We start from the raw sequence: 19080 nt of genomic DNA, 5'->3' as shown, positions 1-19080 counted from the left end.
TCTTCCCTCCGTTTCGTTTTAGTTCCTTGCAAACAGCAGATGGGGCGCGCGGGCGCCGCCCGGAAAGCGCAGCGGGTTCGCGACATCAGCGAGCTGCCGTGTCCGGATCACTTCGCGAACGATGCCGATAACTCCGGCCGTCATCGCCATCGCAGCCGCTTGGAATCCCGACGGTTGGTCGACCAGCAGCATCAGCGTTCCCATCCAGACGGCCGCGTAGTAGATCACGAACCACTTCGATGCCCTCCGCTCTGCGACGAGGTCCTGAACGCGGGGAGTCGGAGTTCGTCCCATCACCGGACCATAGGTCTCGAGCCAGGTCAGGAAAGCTACGATCTTGTAGAGTTTGGCGAGGACCAGGCCCGACAGCCAGCCGAAGACAGCGAGGAAGACGAACGCTCCGACATGCGCGGTAAAGTCGCCGGTCACGACAAGCGCTGCACCCAGAAGCGCAGTCCCCGCCAGGCTCGCGAAGGACAGCGTCGCCATCCGCGTATTGAGCTCGAGCTGGCGCCGCTTGCGAGTGCGGAAGATTGCGAACACATCGCGCCCGTATAGAGCGGCAGCTGCGAGGCCGAGGACGGCGGCAATCGATAGCACCACGTCCAATCCGGCCAAGAGCTCGACCGCGAGGACACCGCCGGCCACCGTGACGGCGATCGCGAGCCCGCCGGCCAATAGCGTCGTGCCGCTTTTCCGGTCGTCGACGTCAGGCGAAAGCATGAACATGGACAACAGTCGGTAACTGACGCCCATCGCCGTCATCGTCAGCCAGCCGCCAAGACCGGCGATCGCGTGCAGCGGCACGCCGCCAGCCAGAATCGATTGCCCGGCCGATCCCGCCCACCCCGCCAGCGCGAACGCGAACATCGCGCCGAAGACGACGGTGACACAGAGCGAGGCCAAGCCAACGAGGACAAAGCGAGCCGGCCCCACCGGCCGCAGCCATGCGGTCAGCCCGAGATCGACGACGATCAGCCCGAATCCAGCGACCAGCAGGACTGCGCCGAGCGGAAGCAGCCACAGCCAGGCCGGCAGCCGACCACCCAATGCCAGGAAGCCCGCGAGCAGCGAGGCAAGACCGACGGTCAGAAGACCCAGAGCAGGCAAAGCCCACTTCTCCGAGAACAGCGGCTTCGCCACGAGCACAGGCACGAACTGGAACAGCGCGCCGCACATTGCGAGGCTCAGCCATCCGATGCAGACCACGTGCACGAGGACGAGCGTGTCCGGCGATGCAAGATCGGCCGCGGGAGAGCCGACGCCCGCAACCATCAGCGCCAGCGCGACGAACAGCCAGGCGATCGCCATCGCGAAGTAGCTCATCGTCCATCGTGATATGCTGGCGCCGATCATAGTGATCTCAGAACTTTCTCTGCATCGTCGCTTGATGGCGGTAACCGTAGGTCGCCGCGATCACAGGCTCTTTGTCGGAGCACAAATTGCAGTGTCCTTCACGTAGGTGTTTGATCCCCGACAAAGATCACAACGCCCCTGATCTGCAATATTGGAAGCGTCATCAACGGAGGACGCGATGCGGATTTTCGAAAGATTGCGACGACGCAGCCGAAGAGATCGCGTGATCGAACGCAAACTTTTCGAGGCCATCACCGACGATATTCTACGGAAGCTCGAGGACCGAACGTCGATCCTGATTTTCCCCGAGAGCAAGGCTGCCTGCTGTCCGGTCGAAGAGAAGGTGCGTCAGTAGGTCCGGCTTTGCGCTATATCAATGCGCCTGAGGCCTTTCGCAATGAGGATTGCGATCTTGAACCCGACCGTGCACGCACGGACGGGTTCCTGGCGCTGCGTTTCTCGTGCCGGCGACTCCGGCGTCTGTTACGACGTTTGGATGGACGAGGCGGTACTCGTCCATCCGGCTCGGAAGCGAAGCTGGGGCCGGTCAACCGTCACTTGGACGCGGTCTTGCCGGCTTCGAGTTTGTCGAAGAGCGTCGCAAACACCTGCTTTGCCTTGCCGCTCTGTGGGACCGCCTTGGCCTGATCGACGTTGCCGGGCGTTCCGACCACGATCATGGCGACCATGCCCATGCCGTAGTGAGGCAGACATTTCACGCCGTAGACACCCTCCTTGTCGAACTTGACGGCGATATCTTCGCCGTTCTTGCCGACGAAGGGCGTTGCGCCGTCAGGAAGCATGCCCTTGATGGACTCGGCGTTGTGACCCTTGTCGGTGGACAGGAACTTCACGGTGTCGCCGGGTGCGATCTTCACGAAGGACGGCTCGAATACCATCACACCTTCGGTCCCCCTGTTCAGGAGCTTGACTTCCACGTCCGCCGCCTGGGCGCTTCCGGCCAGGATTAGAACCGCCGCAGCGCCCGCCAATATCGCAATCTGTCTCATGCTTTCCATTTCCTGAAACTTGCGCCCGAACTCCACCGGGCTCCCGCGTGTCAGATATCCCCGCCTCGCCCGGCCCAGGTTGCGCCAGCTCAACTTCGTCGTAGAATCCTGGACTAAGAACCTGACGAGCCGTTGAGGCTTGCATCGGCCGCGGACAGTCCCCGCGGCATATTGGAACGAGGATATCCATGGCCGCAGTCGACCGCTCGCTGGTCGCGAACCTGCCGATGTTCGCCGGGCTTACGCCGACCGAACAGGACGAACTGCTGCGCGAGGCGCGCTCGATTCGATACCCGAAGGGAGCCGCGGTGTTCGACCAGGGTGCGGAAGCGGATCGCTTCTTCGTTTTGCTTCATGGACATCTTCGCGTCGAGAAGACCACATCGCAGGGGCAGCAGTCTGTGGTCCGCTACGTCTCGGCCGGCGAGCTCTTCGGCGTCGCACAGGCCATGAACCTGACGCACTATCCGGCAACCGCCGTCGCCGCCGTGGACAGCATCGCGCTCGCCTGGCCTTCCTCTTCCTGGCACCGCCTGATCGTCAAATATCCAAGCCTCGCCAGCACCGCGCTTCAGACTGTGGGCAGCCGTCTTCAAGATACGCAGGCACGCGTCATGGAGATGTCGAGCGAGCAGGTCGAGCAGCGCGTCGCCCATGCGCTGCTGCGCCTCGCCAAACAGGCCGGCAAGAAAGTCGATGCCGGTGTCGAGATCGACTTCCCGATCAGCCGGCAGGACGTCGCCGAGATGACCGGAACGACGCTGCATACCGTCAGCCGGATTCTCAGCGCGTGGGAGCAGCAGGGCCTGGTCGAGGGTGGCAGGCAGCGCATCGTTCTGTGCGACACACATCGGCTGCATAGTCTCGCCGAAGGTGAAGAAGCCGTTCAGGCAAACAAGCGCGCGCCTTAGATCATGATCTAAGCCGCTCGGGCCGTATCCATAAGCTTCGATACGAAGACGTCGGTGTCTACGCCGTGTTCGCCGCATGCTTCTTCGATCGAGTGGAAAGCGCCGATCGGACAGCCGACACATAACATCCTGAAGTCGAGAAAGACGCCTATCGCGAGCGGCCATCGACGCATCACGTCGTCGACCATCATATCCGCGGTAGGTACTGCATTCGATTTCATGCTGCTACCTTAACGTGTCTGCTTCCAATTATCTTTGATCGTCCGCAAATTCTTAAGCAGATCGCTTCGTCGAATAAATCGACATCTCCTTGTTCCAGAGCAAAGTGTCTGGCCACCAGATCGCACATGATGCACGCATCGAATTAGGACGAATTAAGCGATGGAGTGCATCATGCTGACGAGAAGGACCGCCCTGATGGGAGCCGCGATCGCGGCGCTGATGATAAGCGCGCCGGCGTTGGCTGCCGACGACCTCAAGCTGCCGCGCGAACGAGTAGAGCTGGTCGCGCCGCCCTTCGTACATCCGCACGAACAGGCGACCAAGGCCGGACCGAAGATCGTGGAGTTCAAGCTTACGGTCCAGGAGAAGGAAGTCGTGGTCGACGACGCCGGCACCAAGTTTCATGCGATGACCTTCAATGGCTCGATGCCGGGCCCGATGATGGTGGTGCACGAAGGCGACTACATGGAGCTGACGCTGGTCAATCCCGCAACCAATTCCATGCCGCACAACATCGACCTTCACTCGTCGACCGGAGCGTTGGGCGGTGGCGCGCTGACCAAGGTCAATCCGGGCGAACAGGCGGTACTGCGCTGGAAGGTGACCCGTCCGGGCGTCTTCGTCTATCACTGCGCTCCGGAGGGCATGGTCCCATGGCACGTGGTCTCCGGCATGCATGGCACAGTGATGGTGCTGCCGCGTGATGGATTGAAGGACCGTGACGGCAAGCCGCTGCACTACGACAAGATATTCTACATCGGCGAAAACGACCTCTACATACCGAAGGACGCGAACGGCAAGTACAAGACCTACGATACGGTCGGCGAGTCCTATGCTGATACCACGGAGGTGATGCGCAAGCTGATCCCGACGCACGTCGTCTTCAACGGACGGGTCGGTGCGCTGACCGGCAAGAATGCATTGACTGCGAAGGTCGGCGAGACCGTGATGATCGTGCATTCGCAGGCCAACCGCGACACCCGTCCTCACCTGATCGGCGGGCACGGCGACTATGTCTGGGAGACCGGCAAGTTCAACAACCCGCCGGAGAAGGATCTCGAGACCTGGCTGGTGCGCGGCGGTTCGGCGGCAGCCGCGATATACACCTTCCGTCAGCCCGGCGTGTACGCCTACCTCAACCACAACTTGATCGAGGCCTTCGAACTCGGAGCCGCAGCGCACATCAAGGTGGAAGGCAAATGGAGCGATGACCTCATGAAGCAGGTCTCTCCTCCCGGCCCGATCCCGGCCGACAAGCTCGGCGCCGCCGACCCGGTAACCCTAAGCCGGTAGGTGGAGCTGAAGGAACGGCCCGCGGTCCCTACCCGCGGGCCGTTTCACCAATCGGAGGCGACATCATGCTCATCCTGATGAAAATGAAGACGGCCATGCTCGCTGGCGCGCTGACCGCGCCGATCCTGGCGACCGTGTTCTCGCCCGCGCCTCCGCAAGATGACAACGGAACCGTACGCCTCTCTCCCGCTTCCTTCAGCTATCGGGCTGCCGGCGATTTCTCGCGGGATGACAGACCGGTCGAAGGACCCCTGCGCAAACTCCGCCTGCCTGCTGATCTCATCGTCATGAAGCGGCAGGTCACGGTCGCCGAGTACGTGCGCTGCGTCGACGACGGAGCCTGTCCAAAGGTGCCGGTCCCCAACGGCTCCCTGGACGTGCCCGTCGTCGGCGTCAGTTGGCACGACGCCTCGGCCTATGCCGCATGGCTTTCGCGCAGGACCGGCATTACCCATCGTCTACCGACCGACGAGGAGTGGACATTCGCGGCCGCCGAGAAGGCGCGCGACGAAGCGTTGCCGCTGGTCGACCCGGCGGATCCGGCGCAGGCCTGGATCGCCAGATATGAAGCCGAATCCGCCCGCTCCAAGCCCGCCGAAAAGGCCGCGCAGCCGGGGGGCACGTTCGGCACGAACAGCAACGGACTGGACGACCTGGCCGGCAATGTTTGGGAGTGGACGGATAGCTGCTTCGTTCGCGCCTCGCTCGACGACAGAGGCGAGCGGATCACCAACACGAATTGTGGGGTCCGCGTCGTGGAGGGAGCCCACCGCGCCTACATGACCGACTTCATCCGTGATCCCAAGTCCGGCGGATGCGCCGTCGGCATTCCGCCGACCAATCTCGGCTTCAGGCTGGTCGTCGAGCCTTCCAGCTCGGTCACTGCTGCGATCTCCCGGAATGTGGCGACGCTGCTGCCGCGAACCTGAGCGGCCGATTCTTCACCTCTCCCCCTTGCGAAAGAGGGAGCGCAGCCTCACCGGGGCTACCTCTCAACTTGATATGCGATTGAGCTAGAACAAAGTCATTCCACCACGGGTCCGATAGATCATGCGGAGACGAAGGAGGAAGGCAGATGCGATCCGACTTGGCGCAATCCTACGGGCAGGACCGGCTGCCGCGCTACACCAGCTATCCGACGGCCCCGCATTTTTCACCTGCGATCGACGAAGTCGATTATCGGCAGTGGCTCAAATCGATACCCATTCGCCAGCCGGCGTCACTCTATCTCCACGTCCCGTTCTGCCGAGCCATGTGCTGGTACTGCGGATGTCATACATCCGTAAGCAAGCGTGACGAGCCGATTGCTATCTACGCGTCGGGCCTGCGCACGGAGGCACTCCTTGTCGCCGAGACGATTGGGCAAAGGCTGCCGCTCTCCCATATCCACTTCGGTGGCGGCACGCCGACAATCATGTCGCCGGAGACCTTCGCGGACCTCGTCGGCGCTTTGCGCTATTCGTTCTTCGTGCTGCCGGAAGCCGAGATCGCCGTCGAGATCGATCCGCGCACGCTGACCGAGCCGATGGCGGAGGCGCTGGGCTATTGCGGCGTCAACCGCGCGAGCCTTGGCGTCCAAAGCTTCGATCCGGCCGTGCAGCGCGCCATCAATCGGCACCAGAGCTATGAGCAGACCGCCGCGTCCGTCGAGCGGCTGCGCCGGGCCGGCATCAGCAGGCTCAATTTCGACCTGCTCTACGGCCTGCCGCTGCAGACGGTGGATTCGTGCCTGGACACGGTTGCAAAATGTGTCGAGCTACGTCCGGATCGCTTCTCCGTGTTCGGCTACGCGCACATTCCCTCCTTCAAGAAGCACCAGCGCAAGATTGCCGAAGAGTCCTTGCCTGACAGCATCGAGCGGCATCTTCAGTCCGAAACGATCGCGCAGGCGTTGCTCGATGCGGGCTACATGCGCATCGGCCTCGATCACTTCGCCCTTCCCACAGACAATCTTGCCGTGGCGAGACAAGAAGGCAGGTTGCGGAGGAATTTCCAGGGCTACACCGACGATTCGGCCGACACCCTCATTGGCCTCGGCGCCAGCGCCATCGGCCGCATGCCGCAAGGTTTCGTGCAGAACGCCGTGCCGACGCGCGACTATCTTGCGCGCATCGTCGAGGACCGGCTCGCCACGGTCAAGGGCTACGCCTTCACCGAGGAAGACCGCTTCCGCGCCGACATCATCGAACGGATCATGTGCGATCTTGCGGTTGACCTCCCCAAGGTATCGCGGCTGCACGGCCGCGATCCACAGTCAGCTATCGTCGATCGGTCGCGGATCGAGAGCCTCATCGCCGATGGCGCTGTGACGATGTTCGGTGACCGCCTCGCGGTCAATGATGGCGCCGAATTCCTGGTCCGCAGCGTCGCCTCGGCATTCGACGCGCATCTTCCACGATCCGTGGCCACACACAGTCGTGCGGTTTAGAATTGCCAAGGCAAGAGCGTGTTGAGATCAGGTCGCGTTGGCGCCACGTCGGAAGTGCTTCACCTCTCCCATAGGGAGAGGTCGGCGCGCAGCGCCGGGTGAGGGGTTACGGTTCCTCGATGGAGTTCATCCCCCTCACCCGGATCGCATCTCACGATGCGATCCGACCTCTCCCCGATGGGGAGAGGTAAGCACTGGGTCACCCCGATTCAAACAAAGGTCATCGCGCTCTAACTATTGCGTCAGCTGGCGGTAGAGCGCCGGCAAGGCGGCTGGCAGGCGCCGGATGTTGCCGACGATTGCGTAGCCGCAGCGCCCGAACAGCGTCGGAAAATAGCTCTGGGCGGTCGCATCGATCGTGACGCCGAAGACTGCGGCGCCGAGCCGGCGCGCTTCCTGGACGGCCTTGCGGGTGTCTTCGATGGCGAACCGCCCCTCATAGTGGTCGACGTCGTTCGGCTTGCCGTCGGTGAGAACGATCAGCAATTTCTTCCGCTGCGGCTGCGCTGCGAGTTCGGACGCGGCGTGGCGCACCGCCGCCCCGATGCGAGTGTAGTATCCGGGCTTGAGTGCCCCGATGCGCCGCTCGACCTGCGCACTCATCGGCTCTCCGAACGCTTTGACGGTCTCGAGCCGCACCCAGGAGCGACGGCGCGAGGTGAAGGTCAGGATGCTGTGGTGATCGCCGCAGGCCGACAATCCGTGCGCCAGGACAAGCAACGCCTCCTTCTCCACGTCCAGGACGCGGTACCCATCGACCCAGGCGTCGGTCGAGAGCGATACGTCGACGAACAGCGTCACCGCCAGATCGTGACCTTGCGGTCGCATCGCGAGGTGAACGCGATCGAGCGCGCCGCTACCGGCACGGAGATCGCAACGCGCGCGGACCAGCGCGTCGATGTCGAGGTCGTGCCCGTCAGGCTGTGCCCGCGCGAGCTCGTGGCGGGGCCGCAGTGCCTCGAACTGGCGCCGCACCTGGCGGATGCGGCGGCGCGTGGCCTGGTCGGCCACCCAGCTTTCGCCGGTCTGGCTCGCATGCGCCGTCAACACGCGGCAGTGGTCCTGCATATAGCTGCGGCTGCGGTAATCCCATTCCGGGTACAGCCGCTCGCCGTCGAGCCGCGAGGGGTCGACCGCTTCCGGCGGCAGGTCGAGATCGAACTTCAACTTCGTCGCAGGCTTTCCGCTGCGCCGCCCGATCGACAGCTCCTCCAGATCGTCGGCCGCCTTGCGCGCGTTCTCGTCCTCGGTGTCGTCGGAGGGGCGATCAACGTTCACCATCTCCGCCATGGCCAGGATCTTCTCGAACCGGTTGAGGATGAACGGATCCCTCTTGTCGGCTCCGTTCTCCCGCTCGCGGGTCGCAAAGCGCTTTCGCGAGTCCGGCGCGTCCGCCTGGGCGTCGTGCGAGACATCATCCTGATCTTGAGATATCTGGGCGAGGTCGCGGGTCCAGCAATCGCCCCACAACGGACACGGCAGCACCGGGCGATATCCGGGCGGCGCGCGTTCCGGCAACGCGTTCTCGCCGATCAGCGAAAACCACAGGTCCCCTCGTGGCGGCGCCGCGGCGCCCAGCAGCGCAAGCACGATCTGTTCGACCTCGCGCTCCGCGCGAGGCAATGGCCGCTGCGGCCGGGCAGATGCCACCGCCGCCGCAAGTCGTGTGTAGGAGCCGGCCAGTCCCGGAAAACGGGCGGCGACCACGGCGGCCGTGGCACGGGCGCGACGTAGGATGAGGAGATCGCGCCGCAGCGGATCGCTCTCGTCTATCGCCTCCAGCGGCACGGTGGCAAACCAGGCAGCGAGCCAACGATACAGCGCCGCGTTCAGGTCGCGATCCGGAAACAGGGCGATGCGCTCGGGCAGAAACACGGTCGCCGCGTCCCGTCCGGGATGGGCAAGGGATTCGTCACCGAGGCCAATTCGCTGCCTCCAGGCGAGCCGGTGCCCGGATTTGCGGGCGCCCGCGCCGGCGAGAGCGACGCCGGCCTCGCCGCCGAGCGCGCGGAACATGACGGCGATCTGTCCCTGCATCTCGGAGAGTGCGACGGCGTGATCGGCGTGCACCGGATAGGACGCGGTCGCGCCGACCAGGCGATGCCACGCACGGCCGACAGTCTCCTCCAGCTCAAGAAAATCCAGCATCGGCGCTCACCTATCCAATGACGGCCCGTGCGACCTCCACCAGCCCGGCCTTGACGTCGCTATCGTCAGTTAGCGGCTCGATCATGCCGGCGAGGACGGCCTCGGTGACGGAAACACCGGCCGCGACGAGGGTGGCGGAGTAGACGATGAGGCGCGTCGAGACACCCTCCTCCAGGTCATGTCCCTTGAGCGCGCGCAGACGTCCGGCGAGCTGCACCAGCGGCCGCACGCGATCCGGCGGAAGCCCGCTTTCCGCCGCTACGACGGCGATCTCCTGCTCCGGCGGCAGAAAGTCGAACTCGATGGCAACGAAGCGTTGCCGTGTCGACGGCTTCAATGCCTTCAGCAGACTCTGGTAGCCGGGATTGTAGGAGACGACCAGCATGAAGCCTGGCGGCGCGACAAGCTCCTCGCCGGTGCGCTCCAGCGGAAGGATCCGGCGGTCGTCCGTCAATGGATGCAGCACCACCGTCACGTCCTTGCGGGCTTCCACCACCTCGTCGAGATAACAGATGCCGCCTTCGCGCACCGCCCGGGTCAGGGGACCGTCCGTCCAGACCGTGTCGCCGCCCTTGAGCAGGTAGCGGCCGGTGAGATCGGCCGCGGTGAGGTCATCGTGGCAGGCGACGGTATGCAAGGGGATGCCGAGGCGTGCGGCCATGTGGGCCACGAAGCGGGTCTTGCCGCAGCCGGTCGGGCCTTTCAGCAGCACCGGCAGGCGGTGACGCCACGCGTGCTCGAACAACGCGCACTCATTTCCGCTCGGCACATAGGCCGGAACCTCAGAAGCGGGGCCTGCCACAGCCTGAAGGACGGATTTCATGATTGGTTCTCCGGGACATCCAGGGGAATGGCGGCCGCGACGTGCGCGGCCGCCGCGTTGCTTTACTCGGCGGGCTGCAGCGCTCCGCCGGCGAAGGACCGCTTCTCACGTCCGGGCACCAGCACGGCCCAGACGAACATCAGCGCGGAGATCGCGACGAACACGCCGGAGCCGAGACGGACCCAGTAGAACATTGCGAGCTGGTCCTGCACTTCCATGTAGCCTTGGCCGAGCACGCGCTGCAGATGGACCTGGACGACGCCGGCGAAGGTCAGCGCGAAGGTCATCGTCAGCATCGCCGTGCACATGATCCAGCAGCTTGCCATGCTGAGCCACTGGTTGTAGGGCGCGCGGCCGCGGATCTCCGGGATCGCGTAGGCCATCACCGCGAGGTTCAGCATCACATAGGCGCCGAAGAACGCGAGATGCCCGTGTGCGGCGGTCACCTGGGTGCCGTGCGTGTAATAGTTCACCGAGGACAGGGTGTGCAGGAATCCCCACACGCCTGCGCCGAGGAACGCCATCACCGAGCAGCCGACGGACCACAACAGCGCCGCGCGGTTCGGATGCTTGCGTCCGGCCTTCCAGGTCATCTGCACGGTGAAGATCACCATGGTGAAGAAGGGCGCGACCTCCAGCGTCGAGAACAGCGAGCCGATCCACTGCCAGTATCCCGGCGCGCCGATCCAGTAGAAGTGGTGGCCGGTGCCGAGGATGCCCGAGAACAGCGCCAGGCCGATGATGACGTAGAGCCACTTCTCGACCACCTCGCGGTCGATGCCGTTGAGCTTGATCATCAGGAAGGCGAGCACGGAGGCCATGATCAGCTCCCAGACGCCCTCGACCCACAGGTGCACGATGTACCACCAGTACATCTTGTCGACCGCGAGATTCGCCGGATTGTAGAACGCGAACAGGAAGAAGATCGCAACGCCCCACAGGCCGAACAACAGGATGTTCGTCACCGTGGTCTTGCGCCCCTTGAGCGCCGTCATCGTCACGTTGAACAGGAACATCAGGCAGACGACGACGATGCCGACCTTGATGATGAAGGGCTGCTCGAGGAATTCACGCCCCTCATGGTAGTGGAAGAGATAGCCGACGACCGCGGCGCCCGCGGCGCCGAAGAACATCCAAAACTGGATCTTGGCGAGCAGCGGACTGAAGAGCTCGGTCTCGGTCTCCTCCGGCAGCAGGTAATAGGTCGCGCCCATGAAGCCGATCAGCGACCACACGATCAGGGCGTTGGTGTGTATCATCCTGACGATATTGAAGGGCAGGAGGACTGAAAGCGTGTTCGGCAGGACGTAGATCGTGCCTGCAAGCAGGCCGAAGATGACCTGGGCGAGGAAAAGCGTCAGCGCGCCGTAGAAATACAGCATCGCGACTTTCTGGGTCTGGTACTTCATCGAAAAGCTCTCTTGTTGAAGGGCTGTCGGGACGCGGTGCTCATCCGGCCTTGTTGGGCGGCCAGTCCTGGCGCTTGATGGTGCTGGTCCATTGCAGGAAGTCGGCGAGATCGTTGAGTTCCTGGTCGGTCAGGTTGAATTGCGGCATCTGCCGCCGGCCGGGCGCGCCTGATGGCTGCGACTGCATCCACGACTTCAGGATGTCCCTTGCCGCGGCCGGATCTTCCTTGCCGCCCCAGCGATCCCACACGTTGCCGACCTCAGGCGCGAAATAGGCGCCCTCGCCGAGCAGCGTGTGGCAGTTGATGCAAGAGTTCTTCTCCCAGACATGTTTGCCGCGCGCGACCGCATCCGTCAGCGTCGAGGCGTTGGTCGAGGTGTTCACCATGTAGTAGTGGCTGTGGGCCGTCAGGCCGAGGAAGATCGCAAAGAAGAAGGCGGATCCCCCGTAGAAGACGTTCCGGGCAGCCGTTTTCGTGAGGCGTTCAGCCATCACCTATCCTTTCCCGTTCTTGTTGATGGTGCGAGCGCCCGGCCAATCTACGCAGCAGTCCCGTCGGTTCTTTGTGCTGGAGCAACCAGCGCCACATTCGACGCCTCAGATCAGCAATCTGGCGACGGAGGCCGCCCAGGTGAACGATGCGACGGCGAGCACCCAAGCGGTGATCAGTCCGCGCCAGATCGCGGGCACGGAGCGAAGTCCGAGGAAGTCGAGCAGGATCCATCGCCCCTTCAGGGCCGCGAGCCCGAGCACGACGATATTGCCGAGCCATGCAATCGGCACGCTTCGGGAAGCGATCAGCGTCGCGATCGCGAGGCCAATCAGGAGGATCAGGGTCGTGTCGAGCGGATGACGGGCCATCATTTCAGCGCACCAAATAGATGATCGGAAACATCAGGATCCAGACCAGGTCGACCATGTGCCAGAACGACGTTCCGGTCTCGACCGCGTCGCCTTCCGCACCGCGCTGAACCACTGCGAGGATCACCATGCCGAGCACGACGTGCAGCAGGTGGAAGCCGGTCAGCAGGAAATACAGCGTGAAGAACGTGCTGGTCTCCAGTCCCGCACCGGCCGCGATCTCGCTATCGTATTCGAGCAGCTTGATCGCGACGAATACGCCTCCAAGCGCGATCGCGAGCCCCAGCCAGCGACGGCACGCCGCCGCTGCACGCGCGCGAGCGGCTGCCGCTCCACGTGCGGCGGCCCACCCGCTGGTCACCAGAACCAAGGTGTTGAGCGCCGCGAGGCCCGGATCAAGGACGGCCTGGCCGGAGGCGAAGATGGCAGGATTGACGGCGCGGGCGACGACGAATGCGCCGAGCAGCAGGCCGAAGACCGCAAGCTCGCTGAAGATCAGCACCCAGATCATGGGGTCGCCGGGGAGTTCAGCCAGCAGGCCGCCTTCCTGCACTTCGCAATCTTGAGCCGACATGGATCCTCCGGGCGGGGTTGTGCCTCGGATGGCTATCGGCGATGGGAGCCGCGATCTTTGTCCCCGGACAAAGACGGGGGCAGCCTGCCGCGTAGGCTTCGGGTCGGCACGGTCGCGCGAAGGCGGACGGCGTCAAATTGCAGGTAATCGGAGTTGGAACCATGAGCGACGCGCAGGTCGGCCTTATCACCGCGACGCCTCTGATCATGATCTTCGCCGGTGCGCTGCGCGCGATGGGTGTCCTGTCGACCACCGGGACGGTCGCGGCGATTGCACTGTCGGCCGCAATCGCCGCGTTGCTTTTCTTGACCCAGTAGCCGGTCTCCGAACGGTCATCCAATCGGCGGCCGGAGGGTATGCCAGTCCGTGACCGACTGGAACGCGTGAGCTGCGCGCGCGAGCATATCCTCTGAGAGATGCGGGCCGACCAGCTGCATGCTCAGCGGCATCCGATCCGACGCCATCCCCATAGGAAGCGTGATCGTCGGACTCCCGCTGAAGTCGAACACCGCGGTGAAGCGCAGGATGCTCAAGAGCACGTTCGGATCGGCGCCGTATTCACTCATTTTCGCAAGGGTTGGAATCGGCACCGGCATCGTCGGAATGAGCAAAAGATCGATATCCCCAAACAATGCTGCCAGGCTGCCGCAGAACTTGAGGCGCTCATGATGAATAGCCGCGATTTCGACACCGCTGACCGACCTGCCCTGCTCGATCAACTGCGCAAGGTCCGGACCGTATTCCGATCTGCGTGATGAATAGGTCTCCAGATGCGCTTCCGCCGTCTCGACCGAGCACATCGGGATCCATAGGCTGACGAGTTTCTCGTAGGAGGGAAATCGAACCTCACGGATTTCGGCACCGAGCTCCGCCAGCGTGCGCTCGGCCTCCAGCAAGGCTGCTACGACCTGCGGGTCGATTCCTTCCTGCGTGTATTTGCGATCCACCCCGATCCTGAGGCCGCGTAGGCCATCGCCGATCCGGGCCAGATAATTCGGGACGGGAGCCTGCAAAGCCGTCGGGTCGTTGGCATCCGCGCCTGCGATGACGCCCAGCATCGCTGCGGCGTCCGCGGCACTTCGGCACATCGGTCCGATATGATCGAGCGAGTCCGCCAGCGGGAAAATGCCATGGCGGCTCACCCGGCCCCATGTCGGCTTGATTCCGGTCAACCCGCAGGTCGCCGAAGGAAATCTGATCGAACCGCCGGTGTCGCTTCCGATCGATCCGTAGCAGAGACCGGCGGAGGTGGCGACGCCCGATCCGGTCGATGAGGAGCCGACCCAATAGTCCGCATTCCAGGGATTGAGCGGGGCCTGATCATCAGGATGATGGCTCGTATAGGCGCCTTCGGTCATCTTGAGCTTTCCGAGCGTGACGGCGCCGGCGCGCTCGAGCCGATCAACGATCGTCGCATTGAAGGACGGCACGAACGTCGCATGAACCTTGGTGCCGCCCGCCGTCGGCGCAAATGTCGTGTAGCACAGGTCCTTCAGACCGATCGGAACGCCATGAAGCGGGCCGCGCCAAATGCCCTTGGCGATCTCGCTGTCATGCTTCCTTGCCTGCGCCATGGCCCGCTCCGCGAGGACGACGGCATATCCGTGCAAGCCTCCATCGAGCTTGTCGATACGGTTCAACGTTGCTTCAGTAACCTCTGAAGGCAACAGCTCCTTGCGGCGAAACAGTTCGGACAGTTCAGATATGGACTTGTAGTGCAGTTGATCCGCAGACATATCGAGTTCCTGTTGTCATCGGGAATGCGCTCGCGCCGGCGCTATATGCTTCGTCATCGAGCGCAAGGATGTCGCGTTCAAACTCCGCCTAGAACTGGACACCTCGTGTCAAGGCACCGTCCACGACAAGGTTCGTTCCCGTGATGAAGCTGGCGGCCCGACTCGCAAGGAACACTGCGGCATTCGCCATCTCCTGCGGCGTGCCCATCCGTCCTGTCGGATTGAGGGCCAGCGCACTCTTGTACAGTTCGGGATTGTTGTCCTTGATCATGTTCCAGACACCGCCCTCGAAATAGGTGTTGCCCGGAGACACGGAATTGGCGCGTATGCCCCTCCCGGCAAGTTGGTAGGCCAAGCCCTGCGTATAGTGGATGATCGCCGCCTTGAAAGTGCCGTAGGGGCCGCTCGCAAAATCGACCTCGCGTCCCGACACGCTGGAGATCGTCACGATCGCAGGAGCGCCGCTCTTTTCCAGATATGGCATCGCGGCATTCACCAGGCGGACGGTTCCCATCATGTCGGTCGAGAACTCCTTCTCCCAGCTTTCCTCGTCCTGCCCTATCGAGAGGGCGCTGACATTGGCGACGACGACATCAATGCCGCCGAGCTTCGATGCCATGTTGCTCACCCAGGCCTTGAGTGCCGCACCATTGGATACATCGACCGAACCGCCAAACGCCGCAACGCCCTTTGCCTTGAGCGCCGCGACCGTGCTGTCCACGTCCGCCTGATTGCGCGCGCAAATTCCGACATTGGCGCCCTCATTGGCGAAGGTCTCGGCGATCGCCCTGCCGATGCCCTTGGTGCTGCCCGTGACGAGAACGTTGGCTCCTTTAAGACCTAAATCCATGTTCGTCTCCCTCCCTGATCATTTTGATTTCAAATGACGCGTTCATGAACAAGGCGCGCTCCTGCAAAGGTGAGGCTCATAACAGCAGTTGCGCGCGGACATTGTCTGCGTTGACGTCCTCGCCGGCCAGCGACCGCGTGATCTTGCCTTTTTCCATGATGTAGCAGCGCTCGGCGATCTCCAGGATCGTATCCAGGTTCTGCTCGACGAAAACGATCGTCGTTCCCAGCTCAGCCCGGAACGATTTCAGCGCGTCGCAAATGTGCTGCACGATCGACGGCTGGATACCCTCGGACGGCTCGTCGAGGATCATCAAGGTCGGATTTCCGATCAGAGCCCGGCCGATCGCAAGTTGCTGTTGCTCGCCTCCGGACATGGTGCCGGCAACCTGCCGCCGCCGCTCCTTCAATCGTGGAAAATACTCATAGACGAGCTCCGGCAGCTTCTTGCCCTCTGGTCCGCCGATTAGTTCGCCGACCTGCAGGTTTTCCTCGACGCTCATCTGCGGAAACACATCCCGTCCCTGCGGGATGTAACCGAAGCCGGCGCGCGCCCGGGCGTCGGCCTGCAACTGGGTCACATCTTCACCTAAGAAGGTGATCGTGCCGCGCCACGTCTCCAGAAGCCCGATCAGGCACCGCATCAGCGTCGACTTGCCGACGCCGTTCCGACCGATCACGCCGACGATCTCGCCGCGGGACACCGACATGCTCACGCCCTGCAGGATCGGCGTGGCGCCGTAGCCCGCCCAGAGTTCCGATACGTCCAGAATCCGATCAGTGGGCATGCGTCTTACCAAGGTAGATTTCAGCGACCTTCTCGTCCTGAATGATGGTCTCGAGACTGCCTCGTGCGAAGATCTTGCCGAGATGCAGCACGGTCACGCGTTGCGCAATCTGCCGCACAAACGCCATGTCGTGCTCGACGACGAGAATCGTCATGCCCTCGGCATTGAACGACTTGATGAGCTCCCCGGTCTTGAACGTCTCCTCCGGCGACATGCCGGCGGTCGGCTCGTCCAGCAATAATAGCTGCGGCTGCAGCGCCAGCGCCATGCCGATTTCGAGCCACTGCTGCTGGCCGTGCGAAAGAGCACCGGCCAATTTGCCGCTGTCCGACGCAAGATCAAGAAGCGTGAGCAGCCGCTCCTCCTCAACGTCGCGCTCCGCGCCCGAGAGGCGCCCCTGCAGCGCGATCTGGATATTCTGCCGGACTGGCAGCTCCTTGAACACGCTCGGCGCCTGCATCTTGATGCTCATGCCCCGCTGCACACGCGCAAAGGGGCGCTCCTCGGTGATATCGATGGAGTCGAAGAAGATGCTGCCTTTGGTCGGCGGATAGAGGCCGACGATCAGCTTGAACAGCGTGCTCTTGCCGGCGCCGTTGGGGCCGATCAGGCAATGAACCTCCCCGGCATTGATAGTCAGATCGACGTCGGAGACCGCCGTCAATCCGCCAAAGCGTTTAGTCACGCCCTTCACATCGACAAGTGCCATGTCAGGCCTCATCCGATTGCAGGCGACCGGTGTCCGCCAGAGTGGAATTCGCGTCACGCCGCCGGCGCCCGGTCCAGCGATCGACCACGAGCTTGCCGACACCCAGCACAAAACCCTGCGGCGCCAGCATCACGGTGGCGAGCAGAAGCGTACCCATCAGCACGAGCGCAGCCTGCTGGCTATAGACAGTGATGGTCTGGAAGCCGAACAGCAGCAGGAACGAGCCGACCAGCGTCGCCGTCAGATCGCTTCGTCCGGAGAATGCGACCCACACGATCGGCATGGCGGCGGCCGGCAGTCCGATGCTCGATGGGGTGATGAACTGCCCCCAGGACGTATAAAGGGCGCCGCTGAGGCCGGCGAGCCCGCTCCCGATGACGAATGTAAGCAATTGATACTTGCGGACGTCGTAGCCGAGCATCTCGGCGCGCTGCGGGTTCTCGCGCGTCGCAACGATCACGTTGCCGATGCGCGAGTTCACCAGCATGCGCAGCGCGATGTAGACGATCACGATCAGCGCAACCATGACGTAGTACAGCGCGGATCCCTCGATGTAGAAATCGCCGACGGTGAGCGGGTCCATGCCCTTCATGCCGTTGAAGCCGTTCAGCCGCGCAGTGCCGATGTGCCATTCCGGCCCGGCGGTCTGTCCAAGGAAGAACGCCAGCACCAGCGTCGCCGACAGCGTCACGATGCCGAAGAAGATGCCGCTGATGCCGCCCCAGATCATGAAATAACCGAGGATTCCTGCCGCGATCATGGCGATGAGCACCGACAGCACCAGCGCTGCGATCGTCGTCGAACCTCCGCCCATGTTGATGGCCAATACGCCATAGGCATAACCGGAGATGCCGAAGAAGAATGTCTGGCCGAACGACAGCATGCCGCCATAGCCCCACATCAGGCAGAGGCCGAGCGCCATGAAAACCCAGATCAGGAAGTAGGAGAAGTTGCCGACATCGTAGGAGTCCGCGAAGACCGGATAGATCAACGCGGCTGCCAGCACGGCGAGAAAGCAGGACCAGAACGTCCATCCACGTCCCAAGGTCTGCGGACCATCAAGCAGTTTGAACATCACACCCCCGCTCAGCGTCCGCGACGGACCAGCACGCTGGAAAGGCCTTCGGGCAAGACACGGATGATCAGGATCACTGCAAACAACATGCCGATCTGGCCGATGATCTGCCCATAGCTTGCATTGAGGGCCATTCGAATCATCGCCAGGAACACGGCGGCCGGCGCGGTACCAAGCAGGACATTGGCCCCGCCGACCACGACGGTGACGAAACTCTCCACCACGAACGTAGCACCCATCGTCGGAATCAGCGTCATCGTCGGCGCGTAAAGCGCACCGCAAAGGCCGGCGAGCCCGGCGCCGATGCCGAAACTGATTGCGTAGATCCGCCCGGTGCGCGCACCCAACGCCTTTGCCATCGCGGCATTCTGCATCGTCGCGCGCGCCATTACGCCGAACCGTGTCTTCATGAAGATCACGTAGAGACCGATCAGCACAGCGACCGCACACGCGAACAGCACGAGTCGATAGGTCGAGAATGTGTAGCCGCCGATCGCAAAGCTGCCCTCCGGCGTGCCGATCCCCGTGACCGACGATCCCACGATCAGCAGCATCGATTGCGTGACGATCAGGCTGAGTCCCCAGGTGGCGAGCAAGGAATCCAGCGGTCTCTTATATAGCCGACGAACAATGAGGTATTCGACGGCAACCCCGATCAATCCAGCCGTCACCGCGGCAAGCCCCTGCGCAATGGCAAGCGGGACGCCGAGCTTCACAAGTCCGACCGTCACATAGGCCCCGCACATGATGAACTCGCCATGCGCCATGTTGATGACGCCCATCATGCCGAACACGATCGCAAGACCTGCCGCCGAGAGGATCAGAAACGCGAAGACGTCGGCGAATTGGTAAAATACCGAGAATAGTTCAGCCGACATCGTCGGTCT

The 19080-nt window shown here is 63.0% G+C and carries 21 protein-coding genes; 6 read left to right on the top strand and 15 right to left on the bottom strand.

Annotated elements, in window-relative coordinates; all coding sequences use genetic code 11:
• Positions 1-18: 18 nt before the first annotated feature.
• On the bottom strand, positions 19-1326 hold the full coding sequence (locus tag AC5ZG1_RS05830; protein ID WP_496132237.1) for a hypothetical protein: 1308 nt from the start codon (positions 1324-1326) through the stop codon (positions 19-21).
• Between the two features lie 253 nt (positions 1327-1579).
• Between AC5ZG1_RS05830 and AC5ZG1_RS05825 the strand changes: the two genes are divergently transcribed.
• Positions 1580-1711: a hypothetical protein gene (locus tag AC5ZG1_RS05825; RefSeq protein ID WP_283806988.1), complete on the top strand. Its 132-nt coding sequence runs from the start codon at positions 1580-1582 to the stop codon at positions 1709-1711.
• A gap of 199 nt (positions 1712-1910) precedes the next feature.
• Here the strand turns inward: AC5ZG1_RS05825 and AC5ZG1_RS05820 are convergent, their stop codons facing one another.
• Positions 1911-2366, bottom strand: coding sequence for a pseudoazurin (locus AC5ZG1_RS05820; RefSeq protein ID WP_130224006.1), 456 nt, complete (start codon positions 2364-2366; stop codon positions 1911-1913).
• 188 nt (positions 2367-2554) lie between these two features.
• Here AC5ZG1_RS05820 and AC5ZG1_RS05815 point away from each other — a divergent pair, with 188 nt between their 5' ends.
• The gene (locus tag AC5ZG1_RS05815; protein WP_130224004.1) at positions 2555-3277 is read left to right on the top strand and encodes a Crp/Fnr family transcriptional regulator; all 723 of its coding nucleotides are present in this window, start codon (positions 2555-2557) and stop codon (positions 3275-3277) included.
• 8 nt (positions 3278-3285) lie between these two features.
• Here AC5ZG1_RS05815 and AC5ZG1_RS05810 read toward each other — a convergent pair whose 3' ends face one another.
• Positions 3286-3465 (bottom strand): DUF1858 domain-containing protein, encoded by a 180-nt coding sequence (locus AC5ZG1_RS05810; protein WP_349645054.1) that lies wholly within the window; start codon positions 3463-3465, stop codon positions 3286-3288.
• Between the two features lie 205 nt (positions 3466-3670).
• On the opposite strand from AC5ZG1_RS05810, the gene nirK reads away from it, so the two are divergent.
• The 3 genes from nirK to hemN all read left to right on the top strand — a co-directional run bounded on the left by nirK (position 3671) and on the right by hemN (position 7220).
• Entirely contained in the window at positions 3671-4792 is a 1122-nt protein-coding gene (gene nirK, locus AC5ZG1_RS05805; protein WP_496132236.1) for a copper-containing nitrite reductase, read from the top strand.
• 65 nt (positions 4793-4857) lie between these two features.
• Positions 4858-5721 carry an SUMF1/EgtB/PvdO family nonheme iron enzyme gene (locus AC5ZG1_RS05800; protein WP_496132235.1) on the top strand — a complete coding sequence of 288 codons (864 nt, stop codon included), beginning with the start codon at positions 4858-4860 and terminating at the stop codon, positions 5719-5721.
• Between the two features lie 146 nt (positions 5722-5867).
• Entirely contained in the window at positions 5868-7220 is a 1353-nt protein-coding gene (gene hemN / locus AC5ZG1_RS05795) for an oxygen-independent coproporphyrinogen III oxidase (RefSeq protein WP_496132234.1), read from the top strand.
• Between the two features lie 234 nt (positions 7221-7454).
• On the opposite strand, the gene AC5ZG1_RS05790 is transcribed toward hemN, so the two are convergent.
• The 6 genes from AC5ZG1_RS05790 to AC5ZG1_RS05765 all read right to left on the bottom strand — a co-directional run bounded on the left by AC5ZG1_RS05790 (position 7455) and on the right by AC5ZG1_RS05765 (position 13036).
• Complete coding sequence (locus AC5ZG1_RS05790; protein ID WP_496132233.1) at positions 7455-9368, bottom strand: nitric oxide reductase activation protein NorD; 1914 nt, start codon at positions 9366-9368, stop codon at positions 7455-7457.
• A gap of 10 nt (positions 9369-9378) precedes the next feature.
• Positions 9379-10191, bottom strand: a complete 813-nt coding sequence (locus AC5ZG1_RS05785; RefSeq protein WP_496132232.1) for a CbbQ/NirQ/NorQ/GpvN family protein — start codon at positions 10189-10191, stop codon at positions 9379-9381.
• Between the two features lie 62 nt (positions 10192-10253).
• Positions 10254-11600, bottom strand: coding sequence for a cbb3-type cytochrome c oxidase subunit I (locus AC5ZG1_RS05780; RefSeq protein ID WP_130223990.1), 1347 nt, complete (start codon positions 11598-11600; stop codon positions 10254-10256).
• Between the two features lie 40 nt (positions 11601-11640).
• A complete protein-coding gene (locus AC5ZG1_RS05775) occupies positions 11641-12093 on the bottom strand; it encodes a c-type cytochrome (protein ID WP_496132231.1) in 453 nt (150 codons plus the stop codon).
• A 105-nt stretch (positions 12094-12198) separates the two neighbouring features.
• Positions 12199-12465 carry a cytochrome C oxidase subunit IV family protein gene (locus AC5ZG1_RS05770; RefSeq protein ID WP_496132230.1) on the bottom strand — a complete coding sequence of 89 codons (267 nt, stop codon included), beginning with the start codon at positions 12463-12465 and terminating at the stop codon, positions 12199-12201.
• Between the two features lies 1 nt (position 12466).
• Positions 12467-13036 carry a cytochrome c oxidase subunit 3 gene (locus AC5ZG1_RS05765; RefSeq protein ID WP_496132229.1) on the bottom strand — a complete coding sequence of 190 codons (570 nt, stop codon included), beginning with the start codon at positions 13034-13036 and terminating at the stop codon, positions 12467-12469.
• Between the two features lie 161 nt (positions 13037-13197).
• Between AC5ZG1_RS05765 and AC5ZG1_RS05760 the strand changes: the two genes are divergently transcribed.
• A complete protein-coding gene (locus tag AC5ZG1_RS05760) occupies positions 13198-13353 on the top strand; it encodes a hypothetical protein (protein ID WP_496132228.1) in 156 nt (51 codons plus the stop codon).
• Positions 13354-13368: 15 nt separating this feature from the next.
• On the opposite strand, the gene AC5ZG1_RS05755 is transcribed toward AC5ZG1_RS05760, so the two are convergent.
• The 6 genes from AC5ZG1_RS05755 to AC5ZG1_RS05730 form a co-directional block, all read right to left on the bottom strand.
• Positions 13369-14772, bottom strand: a complete 1404-nt coding sequence (locus AC5ZG1_RS05755; RefSeq protein WP_496132227.1) for an amidase — start codon at positions 14770-14772, stop codon at positions 13369-13371.
• Positions 14773-14860: 88 nt separating this feature from the next.
• A complete protein-coding gene (locus AC5ZG1_RS05750; protein WP_496132226.1) occupies positions 14861-15622 on the bottom strand; it encodes an SDR family NAD(P)-dependent oxidoreductase in 762 nt (253 codons plus the stop codon).
• A 76-nt stretch (positions 15623-15698) separates the two neighbouring features.
• Complete coding sequence (locus AC5ZG1_RS05745) at positions 15699-16409, bottom strand: ABC transporter ATP-binding protein (RefSeq protein ID WP_130223980.1); 711 nt, start codon at positions 16407-16409, stop codon at positions 15699-15701.
• A complete protein-coding gene (locus tag AC5ZG1_RS05740) occupies positions 16399-17118 on the bottom strand; it encodes an ATP-binding cassette domain-containing protein (RefSeq protein WP_463328315.1) in 720 nt (239 codons plus the stop codon). The genes AC5ZG1_RS05745 and AC5ZG1_RS05740 overlap by 11 nt, the downstream gene beginning before the upstream one ends.
• 1 nt (position 17119) lies before the next feature.
• Complete coding sequence (locus tag AC5ZG1_RS05735; protein WP_130223976.1) at positions 17120-18193, bottom strand: branched-chain amino acid ABC transporter permease; 1074 nt, start codon at positions 18191-18193, stop codon at positions 17120-17122.
• Positions 18194-18204: 11 nt separating this feature from the next.
• On the bottom strand, positions 18205-19071 hold the full coding sequence (locus AC5ZG1_RS05730) for an ABC transporter permease subunit (protein WP_028162223.1): 867 nt from the start codon (positions 19069-19071) through the stop codon (positions 18205-18207).
• Positions 19072-19080: the final 9 nt, after the last annotated feature.

The organism is Bradyrhizobium sp. Leo78 (assembly GCF_059512425.1).
The sequence above is the reverse complement of the archived record's forward strand: the minus strand, read 5'-3'. Positions and strand labels throughout refer to the sequence as shown.